19 protein-coding genes are annotated in these 21,752 nt (G+C 64.0%); 3 read left to right on the plus strand and 16 right to left on the minus strand.

The window, feature by feature from the left end; all coding sequences use genetic code 11:
- Positions 1 to 19 precede the first annotated feature (19 nt).
- From ABCV34_RS01570 to ABCV34_RS01610, 9 genes are all read right to left on the minus strand, one after another.
- Entirely contained in the window at positions 20 to 568 is a 549-nt protein-coding gene (locus ABCV34_RS01570; RefSeq protein WP_345797506.1) for a nitrous oxide reductase accessory protein NosL, read from the minus strand.
- Positions 565 to 1,395, minus strand: coding sequence for an ABC transporter permease (locus ABCV34_RS01575; protein ID WP_345797507.1), 831 nt, complete (start codon positions 1,393 to 1,395; stop codon positions 565 to 567). Before ABCV34_RS01575 ends, ABCV34_RS01570 begins: the two co-directional genes overlap by 4 nt.
- Positions 1,392 to 2,294 (minus strand): ABC transporter ATP-binding protein, encoded by a 903-nt coding sequence (locus ABCV34_RS01580; RefSeq protein ID WP_345797508.1) that lies wholly within the window; start codon positions 2,292 to 2,294, stop codon positions 1,392 to 1,394. The genes ABCV34_RS01575 and ABCV34_RS01580 overlap by 4 nt, the downstream gene beginning before the upstream one ends.
- On the minus strand, positions 2,291 to 3,565 hold the full coding sequence (locus tag ABCV34_RS01585; RefSeq protein WP_345797509.1) for a nitrous oxide reductase family maturation protein NosD: 1,275 nt from the start codon (positions 3,563 to 3,565) through the stop codon (positions 2,291 to 2,293). Before ABCV34_RS01585 ends, ABCV34_RS01580 begins: the two co-directional genes overlap by 4 nt.
- A gap of 18 nt (positions 3,566 to 3,583) precedes the next feature.
- Positions 3,584 to 5,503, minus strand: coding sequence for a TAT-dependent nitrous-oxide reductase (gene nosZ / locus ABCV34_RS01590; RefSeq protein ID WP_345797511.1), 1,920 nt, complete (start codon positions 5,501 to 5,503; stop codon positions 3,584 to 3,586).
- A 49-nt stretch (positions 5,504 to 5,552) separates the two neighbouring features.
- On the minus strand, positions 5,553 to 7,919 hold the full coding sequence (locus tag ABCV34_RS01595) for a 4Fe-4S binding protein (protein ID WP_345797513.1): 2,367 nt from the start codon (positions 7,917 to 7,919) through the stop codon (positions 5,553 to 5,555).
- A 139-nt stretch (positions 7,920 to 8,058) separates the two neighbouring features.
- Positions 8,059 to 8,694 (minus strand): DNA-3-methyladenine glycosylase, encoded by a 636-nt coding sequence (locus ABCV34_RS01600; RefSeq protein WP_345797514.1) that lies wholly within the window; start codon positions 8,692 to 8,694, stop codon positions 8,059 to 8,061.
- A 13-nt stretch (positions 8,695 to 8,707) separates the two neighbouring features.
- Entirely contained in the window at positions 8,708 to 9,751 is a 1,044-nt protein-coding gene (locus ABCV34_RS01605; protein WP_345797515.1) for an adenosine deaminase, read from the minus strand.
- A gap of 112 nt (positions 9,752 to 9,863) precedes the next feature.
- Positions 9,864 to 10,244, minus strand: coding sequence for a DUF423 domain-containing protein (locus tag ABCV34_RS01610; RefSeq protein WP_345797517.1), 381 nt, complete (start codon positions 10,242 to 10,244; stop codon positions 9,864 to 9,866).
- Positions 10,245 to 10,348: 104 nt separating this feature from the next.
- On the opposite strand from ABCV34_RS01610, the gene ABCV34_RS01615 reads away from it, so the two are divergent.
- From ABCV34_RS01615 to ABCV34_RS01625, 3 genes are read left to right on the plus strand one after another with little or no spacing between them, the layout of a single operon-like run.
- A complete protein-coding gene (locus tag ABCV34_RS01615; RefSeq protein ID WP_345797518.1) occupies positions 10,349 to 11,995 on the plus strand; it encodes an acyl-CoA dehydrogenase family protein in 1,647 nt (548 codons plus the stop codon).
- Positions 11,931 to 12,668 carry a thermonuclease family protein gene (locus tag ABCV34_RS01620; RefSeq protein WP_345797520.1) on the plus strand — a complete coding sequence of 246 codons (738 nt, stop codon included), beginning with the start codon at positions 11,931 to 11,933 and terminating at the stop codon, positions 12,666 to 12,668. Before ABCV34_RS01615 ends, ABCV34_RS01620 begins: the two co-directional genes overlap by 65 nt.
- Before the next feature lie 2 nt (positions 12,669 to 12,670).
- Entirely contained in the window at positions 12,671 to 13,180 is a 510-nt protein-coding gene (locus ABCV34_RS01625) for a DUF1178 family protein (protein WP_345797522.1), read from the plus strand.
- 116 nt (positions 13,181 to 13,296) lie between these two features.
- Here the strand turns inward: ABCV34_RS01625 and efp are convergent, their stop codons facing one another.
- The 7 genes from efp to ABCV34_RS01660 form a co-directional block, all read right to left on the minus strand.
- On the minus strand, positions 13,297 to 13,854 hold the full coding sequence (efp, locus tag ABCV34_RS01630; RefSeq protein ID WP_345797523.1) for an elongation factor P: 558 nt from the start codon (positions 13,852 to 13,854) through the stop codon (positions 13,297 to 13,299).
- Positions 13,855 to 13,937: 83 nt separating this feature from the next.
- Complete coding sequence (gene earP / locus ABCV34_RS01635) at positions 13,938 to 15,032, minus strand: elongation factor P maturation arginine rhamnosyltransferase EarP (RefSeq protein WP_345797525.1); 1,095 nt, start codon at positions 15,030 to 15,032, stop codon at positions 13,938 to 13,940.
- A 37-nt stretch (positions 15,033 to 15,069) separates the two neighbouring features.
- Positions 15,070 to 16,272, minus strand: coding sequence for a DUF2863 family protein (locus ABCV34_RS01640; protein ID WP_345797527.1), 1,203 nt, complete (start codon positions 16,270 to 16,272; stop codon positions 15,070 to 15,072).
- 188 nt (positions 16,273 to 16,460) lie between these two features.
- Positions 16,461 to 19,046 (minus strand): bifunctional aconitate hydratase 2/2-methylisocitrate dehydratase, encoded by a 2,586-nt coding sequence (gene acnB, locus ABCV34_RS01645; protein WP_345797528.1) that lies wholly within the window; start codon positions 19,044 to 19,046, stop codon positions 16,461 to 16,463.
- A gap of 130 nt (positions 19,047 to 19,176) precedes the next feature.
- The gene (locus tag ABCV34_RS01650) at positions 19,177 to 19,797 is read right to left on the minus strand and encodes an OmpW family outer membrane protein (RefSeq protein WP_345797529.1); all 621 of its coding nucleotides are present in this window, start codon (positions 19,795 to 19,797) and stop codon (positions 19,177 to 19,179) included.
- A gap of 187 nt (positions 19,798 to 19,984) precedes the next feature.
- Positions 19,985 to 20,302, minus strand: coding sequence for a GNAT family N-acetyltransferase (locus ABCV34_RS01655; RefSeq protein ID WP_345797531.1), 318 nt, complete (start codon positions 20,300 to 20,302; stop codon positions 19,985 to 19,987).
- Positions 20,292 to 21,743 carry a bifunctional 2-methylcitrate dehydratase/aconitate hydratase gene (locus tag ABCV34_RS01660; RefSeq protein ID WP_345797532.1) on the minus strand — a complete coding sequence of 484 codons (1,452 nt, stop codon included), beginning with the start codon at positions 21,741 to 21,743 and terminating at the stop codon, positions 20,292 to 20,294. Before ABCV34_RS01660 ends, ABCV34_RS01655 begins: the two co-directional genes overlap by 11 nt.
- Positions 21,744 to 21,752 lie beyond the last annotated feature (9 nt).

The following is a 21,752-nucleotide window of genomic DNA, read 5'->3' on the forward strand; positions in this document are numbered from 1 at the left end:
ATGGGTTCCAGCTGGTGCATTATCCGCGTGGAGAGGATGGTTCGACATACCGCAGGACATAGTCCTCGGGCATGCCCTGAAAATCGACGATCTGGCCGCCGTGTTGCGCGGCAAACCGGCGGGCGTCATCCATCCGGGCAAACGGGAGCGCGTCGGGCGCCCCCATGCCGCCGATGGCGTCGCCGTGAATGACGTAATGGGCCTGATGGGCGTCGATCCAGGCGTCAGCCGGCGGGTTGCCGTCGGGCCCGGCGCGGCCCATGTCCTGCACATAGATGGCCAGGATGGCCTTGGGCTCCTCGGGCAGCAATGTATAGGCAAAGACCTCGCGGATCGTCGAGAACCAGACCGGCCGGGGGTCGTCGCGCAGCAGGATCTGGCCCTTCGGGCCGACGTGTTCGTTCAGGTTCATGCCGCAGTAATGTCCGATCGACTGGTCGGTCATGGCTGCCGGCGTGGGGGGCGGCGTGGACGCGTCCGACTTGCCGCCGCAGCCGGTCAGCGCCAGGGACAGGCCCAGCGCCAGGCAGGCCAATGGGACGCGGAGTGTCAGGGGAAAGCCGTTCATAGCGCCCTCCGGTTGAAGGCAGCCGAGGCCAGGCCGAAGGGGATGGCGATCCACAGAACCTGGGCCAGCAGCAGGGTCCCGGTCGATAGTGTGGCCTGGTCGCTGAGGCCCGCCATGCCGGCGAACATGGCGATGTTCTCGTGGCCGGTCAGGTTCAACAGCCGATACACGTCGGTCGGGTTGAACAACAGAATGGTGTTCAGCAGCGGTGCGGTGATGGAGCGTCCCTGATCGACGACCAGCACGCCCAGCAGCACCATGTCGTAAATGACGACCAGGAACAGCCAGACCCCGATTGCGATGCCTGCTGCGGTGGCCCGTTCCTGCACCAGAGAGCTGATCAGGTAGCCCAGCGACAGAAAGCTGGCTCCCAACAGGATGCTGGCGGCGATCAGCAGGGCAAACGGCGCCCAGGCCGAGAAGTCGAGCCCGCCATGCGCCAGCTGCAGGGTGACCCCCGCGATGCCGTAGCCCGCGATCGTGGCGATCGACAGGATGGCCAGATGGCCGCAGAACTTGCCCAGCATCACTTGGCGGCGGGCCACCGGGTAGCTCAGCAGCAGTGCCATCGTCCCGCGATCGATTTCACCGACGATGGCGTCGTAGGACAGCAGCATTGCAATCAGCGGCACCAGAAAAATGGACAGGCTCGAGAGGCTGACGACGGTGACGGTCAGGGGATCGACTTTGACAGTGCCGGTGGGGCCGCTGCCCAGGAATCCCAGGGACAGCGCCAGCATGGCGAGCAGGATCGTGACCGCCAGCACCCAGCGGTTGCGCAGGCCGTCGCGGATTTCCTTCTGGATCAGGATCAAGGTCGGATTCATGCGTCCTCCCGGCGCAGAAACTGCGCATACATTTCATCGAGGCCCGGATGTTCCAGCTCGATGTCGCTGACGTTGGGGATGGTTTGGGCCAGATGCAGCTGCCGCAGCTTCTGGGCCTGAGGGCAACTGATCTCGATGCGGTGCGCCCCGCTGCGCTGCCAGCCGTCGGGAATGTGGACGGGGTCCGTATCCAGGGTCAGCCGGATGCGCACGGGCAGATCGGCATCGCGGCGCAATTCGCTCAGGCTGCCGTCCGCGATCTTGCGACCCTTGCGCATGACGATGACGCGGTCGGCCAGCCCTTCCAGTTCGGCCAGGGCGTGAGTGGATAGCAGGATAGCCGCTCCGGCGGCCCGCAATTCACCCACGATGGAGTAGAACAACAGGCGCGACGCGGGATCCAGGCCGCTGGTGGGCTCATCGAGCAACAATACCCGTGGATGGCCCAATAGCGCCTGTGCCAAGGCCAGACGTTGACGCATGCCTTTTGAATAGCCGCCCACGCGTCGCTTGGCCGCATCGGCGATGCCGACGCGGGACAGCAACGCGGGGTTGCCTGCCGTCGACAGGCCTTTCAGGCGCGCGTAGAAGGCCAGCGTTTCGACGCCTGTCAGGGAAGGATGCAATGCGACCGTTTCGGGCAGATAGCCGATCTGTCGGCGGCTGCGCGTCGATGCCTCGGTGCCGGGCACATCGCCCAGTACGCGCACCGAGCCGGATTCGGGGCGGATCAGCCCCAGGATCAGCTTGATCAGCGTGCTCTTGCCCGCCCCGTTGTGGCCGGCCAGGATGACGCATTCGCCCGGTTCGATCGATAGACTGACGTTATCGACAGCGCGCAGGGCGGCGTAGCGTTTGGTGATGGATCGCAGATCGATCGGAGAGCCTGTGACAGTCATGGCAATGCCTTGGATTTTTCCCAGGTGGGGGTCACCGGAGCGACCATCAGAGGGGTGCTGTCGATCACACCACCCGGCAGGATGGCGGGAAATTGGGATTGGGCCCAGCGTACGATGGTCACGGCGGGGCTGTTGAGCAGCAGGCGTGCGTTGGGTGCGCGCCAGATGACCTGATCGATCAGGCCATTGGGTCGGTAGGCGGTATCGGCGATGCCGTCGCCATCCAGATCGAAGGCTGCCATATCCGACCAGTAGTTGCCGCGTCCCTTCTCCGACCACTCGATAAAACGGGTGCCGACGTATTTGACCTGGTTCTGGTTGTTGACGAATGCGTTGCCGTAGATCTTGTTGCCTTCCGACCCGGTGTAGTGGACGCCGATCTGACAGCCCTGAAAGTGGTTGTCGGCCAGCGTATTGAAATTCGAGTTGTAGACGAAGACGCATTTCTCGGCCCGGTTCATGACGTTGCCGGTGATGGTCGAGTCGTCTGTCGCGTTGAGCATCAGGCCTTGGAACTGGCTGTCGAGGGCAATGTTGTCGCGCACGGTCAGGCGCCGCGAAAACATGATTGCATAGCCGATCTCGTTGCCCAGCGACACATTGTCGCTGACTTCGCTGTCGTTGGTGTACATGTAGTGCACGGCATAGCGAAGATGGTGGAAGACATTGCCGCTGAATACATTTTCGCGGCTGTTGTTCGAGAAGATCCCGTCCCGGCCTTCGGAGATGTCGTTGTTCAGGACCTTGGATCCCGGCGCATTCCAGACGGTGATGCCGTTGCCGCGTTCGTTGACGCGCAGCCCCGTGTTGCCGACGATACGGTTGTGTTCCACCCGGGCATCGCGGACGCCCCACAGGTAGACACCCACGGAATTGTCGATGATGTCGTTGGATAGAATCTGGGCACCGGTGGCGGTTTTGTCCAGAAAGACGCCCGCGTCCATGTCCGACAGGCTCAGGCCGGAATGCTGGATGGTCAGGTGCTGAAGGGTGACGTCCTGGGCCTGGACCCAGATTGTGCGGCCCTTGCGAGTCCCCAGAATGTGTGCGCTGCGGTCCGCCGGGCCGATCAAAGTCAGCGGCTTGTCGATGCGCAGGTCGCCGGTGTAGTCGCCAGCGGCCAGGCGCAGGGTGTCCCCCGCAGTCGCCGCCGTGATCGCGGCCTGCAGGTTGGTTCCTGCCGGCACATCGATCACGGCGGCACCGGCCGGCACGCTGACACCGACAGCGATGGCCAGCCCTGCGGCCATCGCTGCCAGTTTGCGAGTCACGGTCGGGCGCCACATGGTTTAGGCCTGCTTCGGCTTGACGTTCATCTGACCCGACATTTCCATGTGCAGGGCATGGCAGAAGAACTGGCAGTAGTACCAATGAACGCCTGGGCGGGAAGCCGTGAACGTCACGGAGGACGTAGCCTGAGGTCCGATTTCCATGGCAAGGCCGTGGCCGCTGAGGGTGAAACCGTGCGTCAGGTCCTCGATGCGTTCCATGTTGGTCACGAATACTGTGACCTCGTCACCTTCGTTGACTTCGAAGTGCGACAGGCTGAACACGGGCGCGATGGCAACCATGTAGACCCGGACCTTGTTGCCGTCGCGGATGACGTTGGCCGCCGATTCCAGCGTGACGCCGTCCTTCTTGGCCCATTGGCGGGCATCTTCCCACATCGGATCGTTGCGGTCCCAGATCTGCTTGGGGTGGACCTTCGAGCGATGCACCAGCAGCATGTCGTGCGGCTCGGCGAAGCTGGGGCCGTCATGCGCCAGCCGCATCTCGTCGCCCGAAATGTCGATCAGCTGATCGTTTTCCGGTTTGAGCGGTCCCGTGTTCAGGAAGCGGTCCTTGGAGAACTTGTTCAGCGACACCAGCCACTTGCCGTCGGCTTCCTTGGTCTCGCCCATGGTCGTGTGATTGTGGCCGGGCTGGTATTGCACGTCCAGCTTCTGGATGATGGGATCGACCTTTTCGCCTTGATAGGCGCGTTTGGCTTTTTCCATATCCCATTTTACGATCTGGCTGTCGATGAACAAGGTCGTGTAGGCGTTACCGCGGCCGTCGAAGGCCGTGTGCAGGGGGCCCAGGCCCAGTTGCGGTTCGGCCACCACCACGTCGCGTTCCTTGATCTTGCCGGCGAACAGGTCGTCCAGCTTGCGCACGTCGATCATCGTGATGGTCGGCGAGAGCTTGCCGTTGAACACCACATGGATGCCATCGGGTGCGGCATTGCAGCCGTGCGGTGAATTTGGAACCGGGATGTAGCGCGTGTATTTGGAACCGTGGCGCCCGTCGATGACAGGAACGCCGTTCATTTCCTTGTAGTCGCCCTTCTTGACCGCTTCTTCGATCAGCTTGAGGTTGAACACGACGGCCCAGTCCTGTTCGGCAGCGGACATTTCCGTCACGGTCAGACCCTTCTCCGAGTTGTAGCAGGTGGCGAAGGAATATTTGCCTTGATAGTCGGCGTCGCCGTTGTCCAGGTTGCCATCCACCAGCACTTGCCAGGCGATCTTCATGGTCTCGCCGTCGACGGCGGTATAGATGGCCCAGTAGTTCTTCTTCGGGTCATCCATGACTTTGCCGTCGTTAGGCAGCGGGACGATGTGTTCGCCGTTGCAGAACACGTAGCCGGTTTTCGGATAGCGCTGGGGGCGCAGGCCGTGGATGCCGTCGGCGTTGGGGATCTCGATGACCTTGTCGGTCTTCATCACGTCGCAGCGGATGCGGGCGACGCGGGTGTTGGCCTTGTCGTTGACGAAGATGTAGCGCCCGTCGTAGGTATTGTCGGTGAACGACATGTGGGGGTGGTGCAGGTCGCCGTTGGGCAGCACGCCGCCGATCGACTCGACGAACTTGCGTGTCTCGGGCGTGAGATGCTCGTTCAGGATCTTGCGGCTTTCGTTGGTGCGGCCCCAGCCCGTGGCGCTGCACATGTTGAATACCGGAATGCGCATGAGTTCGCGCATGGACGGCACGCCCAGGATACGGACCTCGCCCGACTGGCCGCCCGAGTTGAAGGCATAGTATTCGTCCAGTTCGCCCGGAGGGACTTCGGTGCTCTGGTGGCCCTTTTCATTTTTCTTGTCATCCTTGTCTTTGGCCGTGGCGGCGCCCAGGTGGGTGACGCCCACGGCAGCCGCCCCGGTCAGCGCGGCGGTGCCGAGAAAGCCTCGACGGCTCAGGGCGGGTTTATCTTGGTTCTGGTCGGACATGAAGTGCTCCCTGGAAGGGTTGATGTTCGTAGCGGTCCGGTTTCCGGTGCTACGGGTTCGACGAAACGGGGGTGGCGGCGTCATCGGCCGTGCGCGGACGAACGGTCGGCTTGCGGCTGGCGATGACTTCGCCCGGGATGCCAGCGTCGGGCGGCGGTGTCTTGTTGCGCTTGAGCTTGGCGTTCTTCTGGATCAGGTGCGGGCAGCGCTTTTCGTTGTGATAGAGCTGCTGGCAGTTCAGGCACTGAATGCATTCATTGGGGTTGATGTCGCCCTCGGGGTTGATTGCCTGCACGGGGCAATCCACGGCGCACAGCTGGCAGGGATTGCCACAGGTCTTGTAGCGCCGCAGCCAGTCGAAGATGCGCAGGCGCGCCGGGATGGCGAGGGCAGCCCCCAGTGGGCACAGATAGCGGCAATAGAAGCGTTCGATGAACAGACCCGCCAGCAACAGCACCACGGCGAAGATCACGAAAGGCCATTCGCGGATGAACTTCAGGATGATCGCGGTCTTGAATGGCTCGACCTCGGAGAACTTTTCCGCCAGGCCCAGCTCGTAGAGCGAGATGCCGAACAGGATCAGGAAGATGATGTATTTCAGCCCGGCCAGCCGCGTGTTCAAACCGTGCGGCACCTTGATCTGCGGGATGTGAAGCTTTTGCGCCAGCTGGTTGGTCAGTTCCTGCAGCGCGCCGAACGGGCACAGCCAGCCGCAGAAAGCGCCCCGGTTCCAGAAGATCAGGGACATCGCCGTGGCAATCCACAGGATGAACACGATCGGATCCATCAGGAAATATTCCCAGCTGAAGTCGGTCCGCAGCGAGGTCGTGAACGTCAGGACATTGACGACAGAGAGCTGCGCCTGGGCATACCAGCCAATCCAGAACAGGGTGAATATCAGGAAGCCGGTCCGGAAGCGCCGGTAGATGACTTCGTTCTTGACGAGCTGGTTCTGGAAGAAGAACACGCCAATCAGGGCCAGCAGGGCAATCGAGATCACGATGATCTGGGTCGTTTTGGCCTTCCAGATCTGCTTCCAGAGCGCCGGAGCGTTATCCTGGGCGGCCGCGGGAGCTTGCGTGGGCGCGGCCGATGAACTAGCGGCCGTGCTGGCGGGCTGGGCCGCCGGTGTCGCGGGTGTCTCGACCTTGGTGAAGGCGGCAGGCAGCTGGTAGTTCAGAACGAACGCAGTGAAGGCCTTTTCCTTCACGTTGATGATGCGCTGGACGCTGAGCTGCAGCCGCCAGGCGGCGGTCGGGTCGAAGACGGCATTGGTTGGCGCGGTGAACAGCGCAATCTCGCGAAAGCCCGGGGCGCCGGCCGCCATGATGTCGGCGAGGCGTTGATGGTCGAGGTCGGTGAAACGGAAGCTGTTTTCGTCCTGGACGACCTCGATGCGGTCGAATACGCCCCCGCGCACGTAGCCAGAGCCTTTGAAGGAATAACGCCCGTTGCCGGCCACCAGAATCGCCTGCTGGCCGGGCTTGAGGCGGTCGCGCAGGTAGTTGTAATCGCTGTCGCCCAGCAGGCTGCGGCCGATGGTCGGCACGCTGACCACGGCGGCATACAGGTCGATGAACGTGTCCTTAGGGTCGCCGGGTTCCGGGTGGTCGATGGCCCCTTGCCGACCGGTCGCCTCGAATGCCTTGTTGACGTCGGCGACGCTGACCCTGAGGGCGGAGACGGCCCCCGTTTTCAGCAGCTCGTCCCAGGATTGAATCCCGGTCTTTTCCATGTCGATGACACGGTGTTCGACGGGTGCGGCGTGGGTCTGTGCTTCCTGGCCGATGCCGTAGTTGCGAGCCACCGCCAGCACCGAACGGGGGATGCTGTCGCCGATGACCATCAGGGTGACGGTTGCGCCGCTGATGATGTCCACAGGCGGCGGGGCGCCGGGGCGGGGCGGTTCCTTGACGTAGTTCTGGCCGATGTAGCCGTCGATGAAGCGCTGGACCTTGGCTTCGGGGATCCCGATCAGGACAATCGGTTCGTGGTGCTCGACCAGCTTGACGCCGACGATTTTTCCCTCGAGTGTCAGACCGACCAGGATGTCGATGGGCTTGCTCGAGTAGCCGCGTGTGTTGACGATGTCGGTCGTCAGGTAGACGTAGCCGATCATCTTGTCGGCGGCGTAGGCGCGGGCAATCGTCGGCTTGCCTTCGGGGGGGCCGATCCGGTCGGCCCCGGGGAAGATGTCGGCCGGCTTGACCTTGTTCAGAAAGGCGCCCAGGCGCGGGCTGTTGCCCAGTGGCGTGCCGCCGCCCCCGAACTTGAACGCCTCATGCGCGCGGCTCGAGTCCGGTTGCGCTATGGACTGGATAGGAGTGGCGAGCAGGCAGGCCGCCAACACGATCAACAGGCCGAACCAGACCCAGGAGTTGGACGGTTGAGACAGGCTCTGGCGGAAGGGGCGCATGACGACAGGGTGAGAAATTAGAGATAACCCTGATATGCTAAGGGCGGATCCCAAACCTGAATTTGCGCTGAGTCAAAAGAAGCGTCTGTCGGAAATGCCAATCAATCTCGGCTTGGCCCGGGGGCCTCGGGACTGCCGTTTACCGCGCGCTGCGCTTTTTGGCCGGCCGGCGGCTGACGGCGGGATGGCCGTCGATGTAATAGCGCAGGGGTTTTTCCGCCCATTCGCCGGCGTAATCCACGCCGATCCGCGGGCTGGTTGCGGCCGGGACGTGCGTCGGTGCCTCGTCCCGGGCAAGCCACAGCGTGTCGCCGCACAGGTCGATGCCGTAGTGATCCAGGGTGATGTTCATGGCCTTGCACAGGCGCCCGGGGCCGTTCGTGGCAACGTCCAGCCCGGAGACGGGCGCCAGCGCACGCAGCAGCACGGCAGTGCCGCTGCCTTCGGGGCCGGTCACCACGTTGATGCAGTGGTGCATGCCGTAGATCAGATAGACGTACGCATGGCCCGGGGGCCCGAACATGGCCCGGGTGCGGGCAGTGCGCCCGCGCGAGGTGTGCGCGGCCAGGTCGCCAGGCCCCAGGTAGGCCTCGACTTCCACGATGCGGCCGATGTGTGGGCCCGTCGGGGTGGCATGGATCAGCAGCCGTCCGAGCAGGTCGGGGGCAACGGCGGTGGCGGGCCGGTCGTAAAAGTCGCGGTCCAGTTTGCGGCATTCGCCCTGGATCGCGTCGCCGGGCAGTCTCAGTTTTGCAAGATTGACGGGGGTAAGCATCGGGGAACGGGGCTCAGCCCCGGCGGGCAGCCGACGCCAGCCGGTCCAGCAGACGGGCCTTGTCGGCTGGAGGCAAGAATGAGGCATTCAGGCTGTTGGCGGCCAGCGTCACCAGTTCGTCATGCGACAGATCCAGGGCGGCGGCGCTGGCGACGTAGTTGTCCAGCACGTAGCCGCCGAAGTAGGCCGGGTCATCGGCATTCAGAGTGATCATGGCGCCGGCACGCAGCAATCGCGCCAGGTTGTGTTCAGACAGGTCGTGGACCACGCCCAGTTTCAGGTTGGACAATGGGCAAACCGTCAGGGGGATTTGTCGCTGGATCAGGATCTGGAGCAGCTCGGGATCGTCGCTGCTGCGCACGCCATGATCGATGCGGGCGACGCCCAGGATATCCAGTGCGGAGCGGACATAGTCCGCCGGTCCTTCTTCGCCGGCATGCGCCACAAGGTGGAAACCCAGCCGTGCGCACCGGGCGTAGACCCGGGCGAATTTTTCCGGCGGGTTGCCCTGTTCGGACGAGTCCAGGCCGATGCCGATCCAGAGATCGGCGTAGGTTTCCCGCAGCGGCAGCGCGGCCTCCAGGGTGGTGATGGCGTCTTCCTCGCTGAGATGGCGCAGGAAGCTGAGCAGCAGATAGCTGCTGATGCCCAGGGTATCGCGCCCTTCGCGCAGAGCCCGTGCCAGCCCCGCAAAAACTGTGTCGATGGCAATGCCCCGATGGGTATGGGTCTGCGGGTCGAACATGATCTCGACGTGAACCAGGCCGTCGGCCTGGGCGCGCCGCAGATAGGCCATGGCCAGCTCGTAAAAATCCTGTTCCGTGACGAGCACGCTGGCGCCTGCATAGTACAGGTCCAGAAAGGACTGCAGGTCGGTGAAGCGATAGGCGGCGCGCACCGCTTCGACATCCGCGTAGGGCAGGGTGACACCATTGCGGCGGGCGAGCTCGAACATCAGTTCGGGTTCGAGCGTGCCTTCGATGTGCAGGTGCAGTTCGGCCTTGGGTAACGTGCGCAGCCATGCGCGCAGCACGGGATCGGGGGTTGGGCTGGACATGAGCATCCGGGTCTGGCTTGACAGGCATTCATTATAAAGGCCGTGTCCCTAAAGGCCGTGTCCCGCGCGGACAGGCAAGCGGCCTGTCTTTGGGGCCGCGCGGGACGACCGATCAGGCGTTGGGGCCGCGCCAGGCCGCTAGCGCCAGCGCCAGCCAGGACAGGATCAGGAGCAGCCCGCCGACCGGGGTGATGGCCCCCAGGATGCGGATGCTGGTCAGGACCAGCGCGTACAGGCTGCCGCAAAACAGCAGCAGCCCGGCCAGCATCAGGCCGCCGGCCCAGACTGCCGGCGTCGGTGCCAGTCGGGCCCAGAGGGCGGCAAGCGCCAGCAGACCCAGCCCATGGATCATCTGGTAGTGGGCAGCGGTACGCCAGGTATCCAGCAGTTCCGGTGTCACCAGGCGCCGCAGGCCGTGTGCGCCGAAAGCGCCGGCCGCCACGCCCAGCGCCAGGATCACGGCGCCGCACAGGATCAGGAAACGGGGTGTCATGTCGGGAGTCTCCGTGAAGGTGTCGGGGTCGATTGTATCGGGGCGCTGTCCGCTGCCGGGAATCGCGGGTAGACTGAGGTCGTGCAATCCCGGAGGAACACCTGATGAACGTCGCGGATGCCGCACCGGATGCGTTCCGGGCCGAAAACCTGGTGCCGGACTTGCCGGACTGTAACCTGTTTCTGACGGACGCCGCGCTGGTGCAAGGGGTGCGCCGCGAAGGCGGCCAGGATCACGAGGCCGATCTGGATTCCTGGGGACTGCGCCTGGGGCGCGCCGATCTGTCCAGGCTGGCGGCGGACATCAACCGCACCGCGCCGACGTTGCGGGCCTTCGACCGGACCGGACACCGGCTCGACGTGGTCGATTTCCACCCGGGTTGGGCCGAGTTCCTGACTTTGGCTTTCGCTCAGGGTATGCACGGCCGCGCCTGGATCGCGCCGACTCCGGGTGCGCACGTGGCCCGCGCGGCGCATTACCTGATGCATGGTCAGGTCGAAGCCGGATCCTTGTGTCCGATCACCATGACCAGCGCCGCGATTCCGTTGTTGATGCGCGAACCGTGGTTCACCGCCCTGCAACCCCGGCTCGCCAGCGGTCAGTACGACGGGCGCGATATTCCGGTGTCGGCCAAGCAATCGATGATGGTGGGCATGGGCATGACCGAGAAACAGGGTGGGTCCGACCTGCGCAGCAATGTCAGCCGGGCGGAACCGGCCGGAGACGGCTGGTTTCACCTGACCGGGCACAAATGGTTCTTTTCTTCGCCCATGTCCGATGCCCATCTGATGCTGGCCCGTGATGGCGATGGGCATTCCTGCTTCTATGTGCCGCGCTGGCTGGATGATGGCCGGCGCAATCCGGTGCGCATCCTGAGGCTGAAGGACAAACTTGGCAACCGCTCCAATGCCAGTGCCGAGGTCGAGTTCGACGCGGCCCTTGGGCGACGCGTGGGCGAGCCCGGGCGGGGGATCGCCACCTTGGTCGAGATGGCGTCCTACACGCGCATGGACTGCGTGCTGGGCAGCGCTGCGCTGCTGCGCCAGGCCGTTGTTCAGGGTATTCATCATGCACGTCATCGCCGCGCCTTCGGCCGCCTCCTGATCGATCAACCCCTCATGCGGCAGGTGCTGGCCGACCTGGCCCTGGAAAGCGAGGCCGCAACCACGCTGGCGCTGCGTCTCGCCCACGCGTTCGACCATCCGGAAAATCCGGCGGAACAGTCCCTGCGCCGGATCCTGACCCCGGCCGCGAAATTCTGGATCTGCAAGCGGACAATCGAGGCCACCGCTGAATGCATGGAGATCTGGGGCGGCAACGGCTACATCGAGGATGGCCCGATGGCCCGGCTCTACCGTGAGGCACCCGTCAATTCGATCTGGGAAGGTTCGGGCAACGTCATGTGCCTGGATGTGCTGCGCGCGGTCCGGCAGGATGCGCAGCCCGTGGCCCAGGCAATCGATGCGCTGGCGCGGGCGCACCCGGGGGAACCCGCCATGCGGGCGACGGCTGACCGTCTGCTGCAGGGATTGCGGGCCGATCCTGACCAGCAGCAGACCCTCGCTCGACGGATCTCCCAGGACCTGGTGCTGCTGGTCCAGTCGGATCTGCTGCTGCGCCATGCGCCGGACTGGTTGTCGCGGGCGTTCGTGGACAGCCGTCTGACGGGGGGCGGAGGCCGTGTCTATGGCGCCCAGCCATCCGGCCTGGCATCCGACGCGCTGTTGCGACGGGCCTGGCCTGACGCGTGAATTACAATACCCGGTCCTGGCCGCGTTGGCGGCCCATTTTCCGCTGCCCGCCTTGCGCCGTCTCCCTTTTGGTTCCCGCGTCATCCGCCGCCTGATTGCATTGGCGCTGCTGGTCTGTGCCACCTGGTTGTCAACCGGGAAGTTCTCCATTGGATCGTCTTCCGTTCCCACCGGCTCATCGGCTGCCGGGGTGTACACGCTGGCTGGCCGGATCGTCAACGTGGCGGATGGCGATACCCTGACCGTGCTGGTCGGTGGCAAGCAGGAGCGGGTGCGGCTTGCCAGCATCGACGCCCCGGAAACCAGCCACGGCAGTCAACGTCCTGGGCAGCCCTATGGACAGGCCTCCCGGCAGGCTCTGGCGGATCTGGTGGCCGGCCGGACATTGCAGCTGCGCTGTTACGAACATGACCAGTACGGGCGCAATATCTGCGACGTGCCCCTGCCGGATGGCCAGGTGGCCAATCGCGTCATGGTTGCGGGCGGGATGGCCTGGGCCAATGAGCAGGGGGGTGGAAAATACCTGCGTGACCCGGATCTGCGGCGCCTGGAAAAGCAGGCGCGTCAGGCACGCCTGGGCCTGTGGCAGCGTCCGGGGGCCGTGGCACCCTGGGAATGGCGCTGGAAATGCTGGAAGGCGCTTGAAACTGGACACTCAACCCCCATTTGCTGATCATGGCACTGAAAGTATTCGATCTCGCTTGCGAGCATGACCACGTCTTCGAGGGTTGGTTCGCATCCCAGGAAAGCTACGACGACCAACGGTCGCGGGGGCTGGTCCGTTGTCCGATCTGCCAGAGCGACCAGATCACCCGCCGCGTGTCTGCGCCGCACCTGAACGTCAGCCATCTGCGGCGGGAATCGCCGCGCGCCGAGCCCCAGTTGCAGTCCGATCGGGCGCCATCGGGGCAGGTGGCCGAGGGGCGGGCCGCTGTTGCGGCGCCGTCCAGCGATCAACTGGCGCGCCTGCAGGCCGAGGTCCTGCGCCAGATCCGCCGCATCGTGCGCCAGTCCGACGACGTCGGGACGCAATTCGTCGACGAAGCCCGGCGCATGCACAGCGGCGAGATCGAGGAACGACCCATCCGCGGGACAGCTTCGGCCCAGGAATGTCGGGAACTGGACGAGGAAGGCATTTCCATCATGCCGATCCCTGAGATCCTGGACGATGACCGGCTGCAATAGCGGCTACCCTATCCGCGTGTGACGGCCTGGCGCAGTGGCGCATGACGCAGGCCCATGGCGGGCGGTCAAAAAGAAACCGGGCATGCGCCCGGTTTCTTTTTGACGTTCCGTCAGGATCACATCACGCGGCTACGGTATTCGTTGGTGCGCGTGTCGATTTCGATTTTGTCGCCGATATTGCAGAACAGCGGCACGGACAGTTCGTAGCCGGTGTTGATCTTCGCCGGCTTCAGAACCTTGCCGGAGGTGTCGCCCTTCACGGCGGGTTCCGTGTAGATGATTTCGCGTACGATGATGGTCGGCAGTTCGACGGAGATCGCGCGGCCTTCGTAGAAAACGACTTCTACCGTCATGCCTTCTTCCAGGTAGTTCAGCGCATCGCCCATGCTGTCGGCTTCGACTTCGTGCTGGTTGTATTCTTCGTCCATGAAGACGTACATCGGGTCGGCGAAGTAGGAATACGTGCAGTCCTTGTTTTCGAGCATGACCTGCTCGAATTTTTCGTCGGCCTTGTAGACGAATTCGCTGGCGCTGCCGGTCAGCAGGTTCTTGAACTTCAGCTTGACGACGGCGGCATTACGACCGGACTTGTTGTATTCGGCCTTCTGGACGACGAGCGGGTCATTGCCGACCATCACGACGTTACCAACGCGCAGTTCTTGGGCGATCTTCATAAGGGAGAAACTCCGGGGATTGATGTGCCCCGAGCATGAAAACGCATTCCGAGGCAAAGCAGAAAAAAGATTAACTTCGCATTCTAACTCTTCTGGCGGCATTTCTGGCAGAAATCCACCAGATTTTGGGCCAGATCGGCGCGTGCGGCCAGTTCGCCCGACCAGTCCCGGCAACGCGCCTGCCAGGCATGCCAGGGGTCCGGCTGCAGGACCTGCAACAGCGACGCGCAGACCCCGGTATCGTCCTGGCGGTTCCAGGCTTGGGTCAGCGCCTGCGCGGGGTCGGGCCAACGTGCGAGGGTCAGCCAGGCGTCGAGCTTGTCGAGATGGGCCGATTCGGCCTGGCGATAGATCTGCCAGACCAGTGGGCTGCCCGCCCAGAGGGCTCGCACCAGCGAATCCTCGCCGCGCACGAAATTCAGGTCGCAGCACCACAGCAGTTCATCGAACCGGGTCTGCGGGACGAAGGGGATCGGCAGAACGCGTAGGGACCCCTCATCCGTCAGGCCGGCCGGCCGGCCTCCGGGCACCAACAGGCAGGTGGGGATTTCCTGATGGACCAGACCCGCCCGCAGGCCGGCGAGCGGCGCGTCCGGATAGCAGAACAGCAGGATATGGCGGGCATTGGCGGGCAGGGTATCCGCGTGCAGCCCCGTGAGTGCCTGCAGGCGCTGCCGGCGGTCTTGCTTCCGGGCCTGGTCGCGGCGAGCCGTCAGATCCGGTTCGCGTAGCAGTCCGCCGGTTTCCTGGGTGAAGCCGGGAAAGAAAAAATACTTCGGCACCCCGTTGGGCTGCGGCGAGGGCAGGCCGTGGCAGCCTTCCACCCAGGACTCGGCGCTCAGGTATTCCAGGTTGATCCACAGGCAGCGCCGTGCCGCCATGGCATTTTCATACCGGGCGGGCAGCGCGCAGGCGAAGGCTTCGATGACGACGCCGTCCTCGGGGGGGGGCGCGTGCCCGGCGTGCGCCCATGAGCCGATCCGCACGCCTTCCACCTGCTGCTGTTCCATGGCCGGCCGGACCGCTGGAACCAGCCTGCCGAGTGTCTCCAGATCGTCGATCCAGAGGCGGACGGTGTGTCCCATCCCCGCCAGCCGATGCGCCAGGCGCCAGCAGACGCCCGCGTCGCCGAAATTGTCGATGACGCGGCAGAACAGGTCGAATGCCGGAAGATCCATGGTCGGCGTGCGGACGGGCCCTATCCGATGCGGATGGTCAGTGGAACTGCACGGGCTCGGGGTCGATTTCCTCGGGGAGTTCCGGGTGCTGCATCTCGCCCAGCATGTTCGGAAAGTAGGGCGTGCCGCAGTCTTCGCAGAATTCCATGGCCTGCAGGCCGGGCAGGCGCCGTATGTCCTGGATGCCGGATTCGCGCAACAGGGCCGCCAGTGTGTCCCAGGTGTCGACCTGGCCTTCGGTACCCTGGTCCAGGCTGGATTCTTCGCGGCTGAGCGACGGCCAGACACAGCCGTAGATGACGTCATTGTTCTGGCGCGTGCAGAAGCCGATGCGGTATTCCTCGATGGCCTGCTCGCCGCAGGCCACGATGGCGGCCCGCAGATCGGTGCCGGGAATGTGGGCGGCTGTCTGCAACCATGTGATGGCGGATTTCAGCGTGAGTGGCCGGATTCCCTGGTCAGCCTGCCGCGTGCTGGTGTAGAACGCCTCGGGCGGTAGATATTCCAGCTGGCATCCGGTGAACAGGGGTTCGACGATGCGCGCGCATCCCTGAGCCCATTGCGCGGTGACCGAGGCGCGGGTAGGCGGTTGATCCTGCCCGGACGATTGCCATTGGAAGAGCGCCTGTCCGTGGGGGACGAGGACGGCACCCAGCAGGAAATAGGCGTCCGCCAGCAGGTCTTCCGGCGTTTCGGCGTCATGCCTGGCGGGCGGCTCGCGGCGCAACCCCAGCACCTGTTGGGCCAGGGACTGCGTCCAGCCGCGAGTTTCGCGAAAAGATTGCGGCAACTGGTCGAAGCGGATGAGTTCGGGCAGCAGGACGAGCCGCGCCCCCGGCGCCAGGACCGAGGCGCCCAGCAGATTCGTGAGTTGTTCCACGTGTTGCGGCGTCAATCGACCCGCAGGTAGCTGGTAGCGCGTCCAGGCCAGCAGGGGTGCCGAGATCAGCAGCGCATCGAAAACCTGGTCCTCGTGCGTGATCGACAGGGATTCGGAGTGTGCCTCGGCCTGTTCCACCAGGATCTCGTAGGCGGGGGACCGCTGTTCCAGCAGCCGGTCCAGGGCGGTTTCCACCGCCTGCCCCTGGCGTGCGGCCAATGCCTTGTCCAGCGCTTCGCCCAGCAGGTTTTCCCACCAGCCGTCTTCCACCCGGCTGCCCGAGCTGGAAAGAGCTTCGGCCAGGGAAATCAGGGAGAGCGACGTCCGGGAGGTGGAGGAGGATCGTGAACGGGCGGGCATGAGGAACCGGGAAAAGAGGCAAATACCAGAGATCTATTAGTGTACCTCGTCTACCTGTGCCAGCCGGACTCGCCGTGGTCATCATATAAAACCCCCGAAGGCTGGATTGACGTCCAACATTCGGGGGTCGGTTCTGCCGGAGCTTGCGGTGCCGCGGCCGCCCCCCGGATGGGGGGCGTTCGCGGTGATCAGGCCTCGACCGTGCTGGCGACCGCCGTGAAGTCCTCGATCTGATCGAAGTTCATGTAGCGGTAGATCTGCTCGCCGTTTTTGGCCAGCAGCCCCATCGCTTCGAGGTATTCCTCGCGGGTCGGGATGCGGCCCAGACGCGAGCAGATGGCGGCCATCTCGGCGGAACCCAGGAACACATTGGAGTTCTTGCCCAGCCGGTTCGGGAAGTTGCGCGTGCTGGTCGAGAACACCGTGGCACCTTCACGCACCTGAGCCTGATTGCCCATGCACAACGAGCAGCCCGGCATTTCCATGCGGGCGCCGGCGGTACCGAAGGTGCTGTAGTGGCCTTCCTTGGTCAGCTCGCTGGCGTCCATCTTGGTCGGCGGCGCGACCCACAGCTTGGACGGCAGATCGCGCTTGCCTTCCAGCAGCGTCGCGGCGGCGCGGAAGTGACCGATATTGGTCATGCAGCTGCCAATGAAGACCTCGTCGATGGCGGTGCCGGCGACGTCGGACAGTGTCTTCACGTCATCCGGGTCGTTCGGGCAGGCCACGATGGGTTCGTGGATCTCCGCCAGGTCGATGTCGATGACCGCCGCGTATTCGGCGTCGGCATCGGGTTCGACCAGTTGCGGGTTGGCCAGCCAGGCTTCCATGTTCCGGATGCGGCGCGCCAGGGTGCGGGCATCCTGGTAGCCGTTGGCGATCATCCATTTCAGCAGCGTGATGTTGCTGTTCAGGTATTCGATGATCGGTTCCTGGTTCAGCCGCACCGTGCAGGCGGCGGCGGAACGTTCGGCCGAGGCGTCGGACAGTTCGAAGGCCTGTTCGATCTTCAGGTCGGGCAGCCCCTCGATTTCCAGGATGCGGCCGGAGAAGATGTTCTTCTTGCCTTTCTTTTCGACCGTCAGCAGGCCCTGTTTGATGGCGTACAGCGGGATGGCATTGACCAGATCGCGCAGCGTGACGCCGGGCTGCATCTTGCCCTTGAAGCGCACCAGCACCGATTCCGGCATGTCCAGCGGCATGACGCCGGTGGCGGCGGCAAAGGCCACCAGACCGGAGCCCGCCGGGAAGCTGATGCCGATCGGAAAACGCGTGTGCGAGTCGCCGCCGGTGCCGACCGTGTCGGGCAACAGCATGCGGTTCAGCCAGGAGTGGATGATCCCGTCGCCCGGACGCAGCGCCACGCCACCGCGCGTGCTGATGAAGGCGGGCAGTTCATGGTGGGTTTTCACGTCCACGGGTTTCGGGTAGGCTGCCGTGTGGCAGAAGGACTGCATCACCAGATCGGCCGAGAAACCCACGCACGCCAGGTCCTTGAGCTCGTCGCGGGTCATGGGGCCGGTGGTGTCCTGGCTGCCGACCGAAGTCATGCGCGGTTCGCAGTAGGTGCCCGGGCGCACACCCTGGCCTTCAGGCAGGCCGCAGGCGCGGCCGACCAGTTTCTGCGCCAGGGAATAGCCCTTGCCGGTATCGGCGGGGGCCTCGGGCAGGCGGAACTGCGTCGTGGGCGGCAGGCCCAGCGCGGCGCGGGCCTTGGTCGTCAGGCCGCGGCCGATGATCAGCGGGATACGGCCGCCGGCGCGCACTTCGTCCAGCAGCACGTCGGATTTCAACTGGAATTCAGAGATTACCTGGCCATTTTTCAGGGCCTTGCCTTCGTAGGGGCGCAGCTCGATCACGTCGCCCATGTTCATGCCGGAGACGTCCAGCTCGATCGGCAGGGCGCCCGAATCTTCCATCGTGTTATAGAAGATCGGCGCGATCTTGCTTCCCAGACAGACACCGCCGAAGCGCTTGTTGGGCACGAAGGGGATGTCTTCGCCGGTGTACCAGATCACCGAGTTGGTGGCTGATTTGCGCGAGGAGCCTGTGCCCACCACGTCACCCACGTAGGCGACGAGGTGACCCTTGGCCTTCAGTTCGTCGATCAGCTTGATCGGGCCGACCTGGCCGGCCGCGTCCGGCGTGATGCCGTCGCGCGGGTTCTTCAGCATCGCCAGGGCATGCAGCGGGATGTCCGGGCGGCTCCAGGCGTCCGGCGCCGGAGACAGGTCGTCCGTATTGGTTTCGCCGGTGACCTTGAAGACCGTCAGCGTCAGGCTTTGCGGGACTTCGGGACGGCTGGTGAACCATTCAGCGTCCGCCCAGCTTTGCAGAATTGACTTGGCCTGGACATTGCCCGCCTTGGCTTTTTCCTCGATGTCGTGGAAGGCATCGAACACCAGCAGGGTCTTTTTCAGGGCATCGGCGGCAACCGGGGCCAGATCGGCATGGTCCAGCAGCTCGATCAGCGCGCCGATGTTGTAGCCGCCCAGCATCGTGCCCAGCAGTTCTGTGGCCCGCTTCGCGTCGATCAGCGGACATTTTTCCTTGCCCAGCGCCACAGAGGCCAGATAGGAAGCCTTGACTTTGGCGGCGTCGTCCACGCCGGCGGGAACGCGGTGCGTGAACAGATCCAGCAAGAACTGCTCTTCCCCGGCGGGCGGGTTTTTCAGCAATTCGATCAGATCGGCTGTTTGTTGCGCCGTCAGGGGAAGCGGCGGAATACCGATGGCTTCGCGAGCGGTGGCTTCGGTGCGGTAGGAGTCCAGCATGGCGTGATGCCCCAGGAAAGAGGGTTGGATAACGCCGGTATTTTACGGGTTGAAATGTGGATCAGGCAAGGGTCTTATATAAGATATAAGACACCCGCCCGAGGGAACCTGCGCGCAGGCCTGGATTGGATCAGAACCGGTAGCCGACGCCGGCGGTCACCACCCAGGGGTCGATATGCGCCGTCCCGATATCGGTGCCGTTCAGACGCACTTTGGACGAGATGCCGATGTAGCGCAGGTCGGCGTTCAGGAACCAGCGTTTGTCCAGCATCACGTCGACCCCGACCTGTCCGGCAAGACCCCAGGAATCGTCCAGGCTCAGGTTGCCCAGCTTGCTCTCCGTGCTGAAAAATGTGGTGTAGTTCAACCCCACGCCCACGTAGGGCTGGAACGTGGATTCAGGCAGGAAGTGCCATTGCAGGCTGAGCGTGGGCGGCAGTTGCTTGGTCGATCCGATTTCCCCCATCCCGTCGGCGTTGATGGTGTGCTTGAACGGTGCCGCCCCCAGCAGTTCGATCCCGATGTTGCGCGTGGCCATGTAGGTCAGGGTGAAGCTGGGACGCGTGCTGCCGTCGATATCCAGCTTGACGGCGCCGCCGGCGACCGTCCCGTTGTTCGATTTTGGTTCGACGTGGCTGACCCCCGCCTTGAGCAGCCAGTCGCCGGCCTCATGCGCCATGACAGGGCTGGCGGCCAGCAGGCTGGCTGCCAGAACGGCAGCGGCAATACGCGGATTTGGATGACATACCATCGGAAAATCTCCCTGTTTACAGTGTGGATTTAAGGAGACCCCATTGTGCCGAGATGTTTCCGCGAAGGATTTAATCCGGATCAATGAATCCGCATTTTCCTCATTTGTTAGTGTTTCATGGGTGTGCCCGGAGCCTTGCGCGTTCCGGGCTCCTGCGTGAAACGGACCGTCTCACGCAGGAATCGGATCACGCAGTCAGATCCTGATATTCCGGATGTCGCTGTACGTAGGCTGCGACATACGAACATACTGGCCGGACCGTCCAGCCGCGCGCCCGAGCCGTCTCCAGCCCGACGCGCACCAGATCGGCCGCGATCCCGCGCCCGCCCACAGAGGCCGGAACCCCAGTATGGACGAACGAGGCCACGGATCCTTCCAGCACGTAATCCAGTACGCACAACTGGCCGTCCTCGGTGAACTCGAACCGGTGGGCGGCTTCGTTGTGGCGGACTGCGCGGGGCGCAACCCCCGCAATAGCATCAGCGGATGGGAGTTCAGATGACATACAAATCCACGTATTCGTGCACCGGCATGGATTCCAGCTTCGCCTGATCCAGCGACGCGGCCAGGATGCGCTGCTGCTGGCGGGCCGGGAATTGCCGCGCCAGATTCGTGCGGAACTTCGCTTCCAGCAGCGGGATCCCGTCCTTGCGGCGGCGCTTGTGGCCGATCGGGTATTCGCAGATGATCTCGTCGAGCTTCGTGCCGTCGGTGAATTCCACGGTCAGCGCATTGGCGATGGAGCGTTTTTCCGGATCGTGATAGTCCTTCGTGAACGCTGGGTCTTCCACGCAGACCGTCTTTTCGCGCAGCGCGTCGATGCGTGGATCGGCCGCCACGGCATCTTCGTAGTCGCCGGCGGTGAGACGCCCAAAGAGGATGGGCACCGCCACCATGTACTGGATGCAGTGGTCGCGGTCCGCCGGGTTGTTCAGTGGCCCCTTCTTGTCGATGATGCGGATGCAGGCCTCGTGCGTGCGGATGGTGATCTTGCGGATGTCGGCGTCGGTCTTGCCCAGCGACTTCAGCCGGTCGTGGATCTGCATGGCGCATTCTACGGCCGTCTGGGAATGGAATTCAGCCGGGAAAGAGATCTTGAACAGCACGTTTTCCATCACGTAGCTGCCGTAGGGCCGTTGGAACTTGAAGGGCTGGCCCTTGAACAGCACGTCGTAGAAGCCCCACACCGGTGCCGTCAGCACCGAGGGGTAGCCCATCTCGCCCGTACGCGCCATCAGCGCCAGGCGCACTGCGCGGCTGGTGGCGTCGCCCGCCGCCCAGGACTTGCGGCTGCCGGTGTTCGGGGCGTGGCGGTAAGTGCGCAGGCTTTGCCCGTCGACCCAGGCCAGGGATACCGCGTTGATGGTTTCGTCGCGCGTCAGGCCCAGCATCTGCGAGACGACGGCGGTGGAGGCGACCTTCACCAGCACCACGTGATCCAGGCCGACCTTGTTGAAGGAATTTTCCAGCGCGATGCAGCCCTGGATTTCGTGCGCCTTGATCATGCCTTCGAGCACGGCGCGCATGGTCAGGGGGGCCTTGCCGGCAGCCACGGCATTGCGCGACAGCCAGTCGGCGACCGCCAGGATGCCGCCCAGATTGTCCGACGGGTGGCCCCATTCGGCGGCCAGCCAGGTGTCGTTGAAATCCAGCCAGCGGATCATGCAACCGATGTTGAAGGCCGCCTGCACTGGATCCAGCTGGAACTGGGTGCCTGGGACCTTGGCGCCATTGGGTACGACCGTGCCGGGTACGATGGGACCCATCAGCTTGCGGCAGGCCGGGTATTCCAGGGCTTCCAGCCCGCAGCCCAGGGTGTCGATCAGGCAATTGCGGGCGGTCTCGAGCGCCAGAGCGCTGTCGATCTTGTAGTCGAGCACGTAGTCGACGATGTCCACCAGCACCTGATCGGGTTGGGGGCGGACGTTGGAGATAGTCGCGGACATGAATTTTCC

Source organism: Castellaniella sp. MT123, assembly GCF_039614765.1.
In the GTDB taxonomy this organism is placed as follows: domain Bacteria; phylum Pseudomonadota; class Gammaproteobacteria; order Burkholderiales; family Burkholderiaceae_B; genus Castellaniella.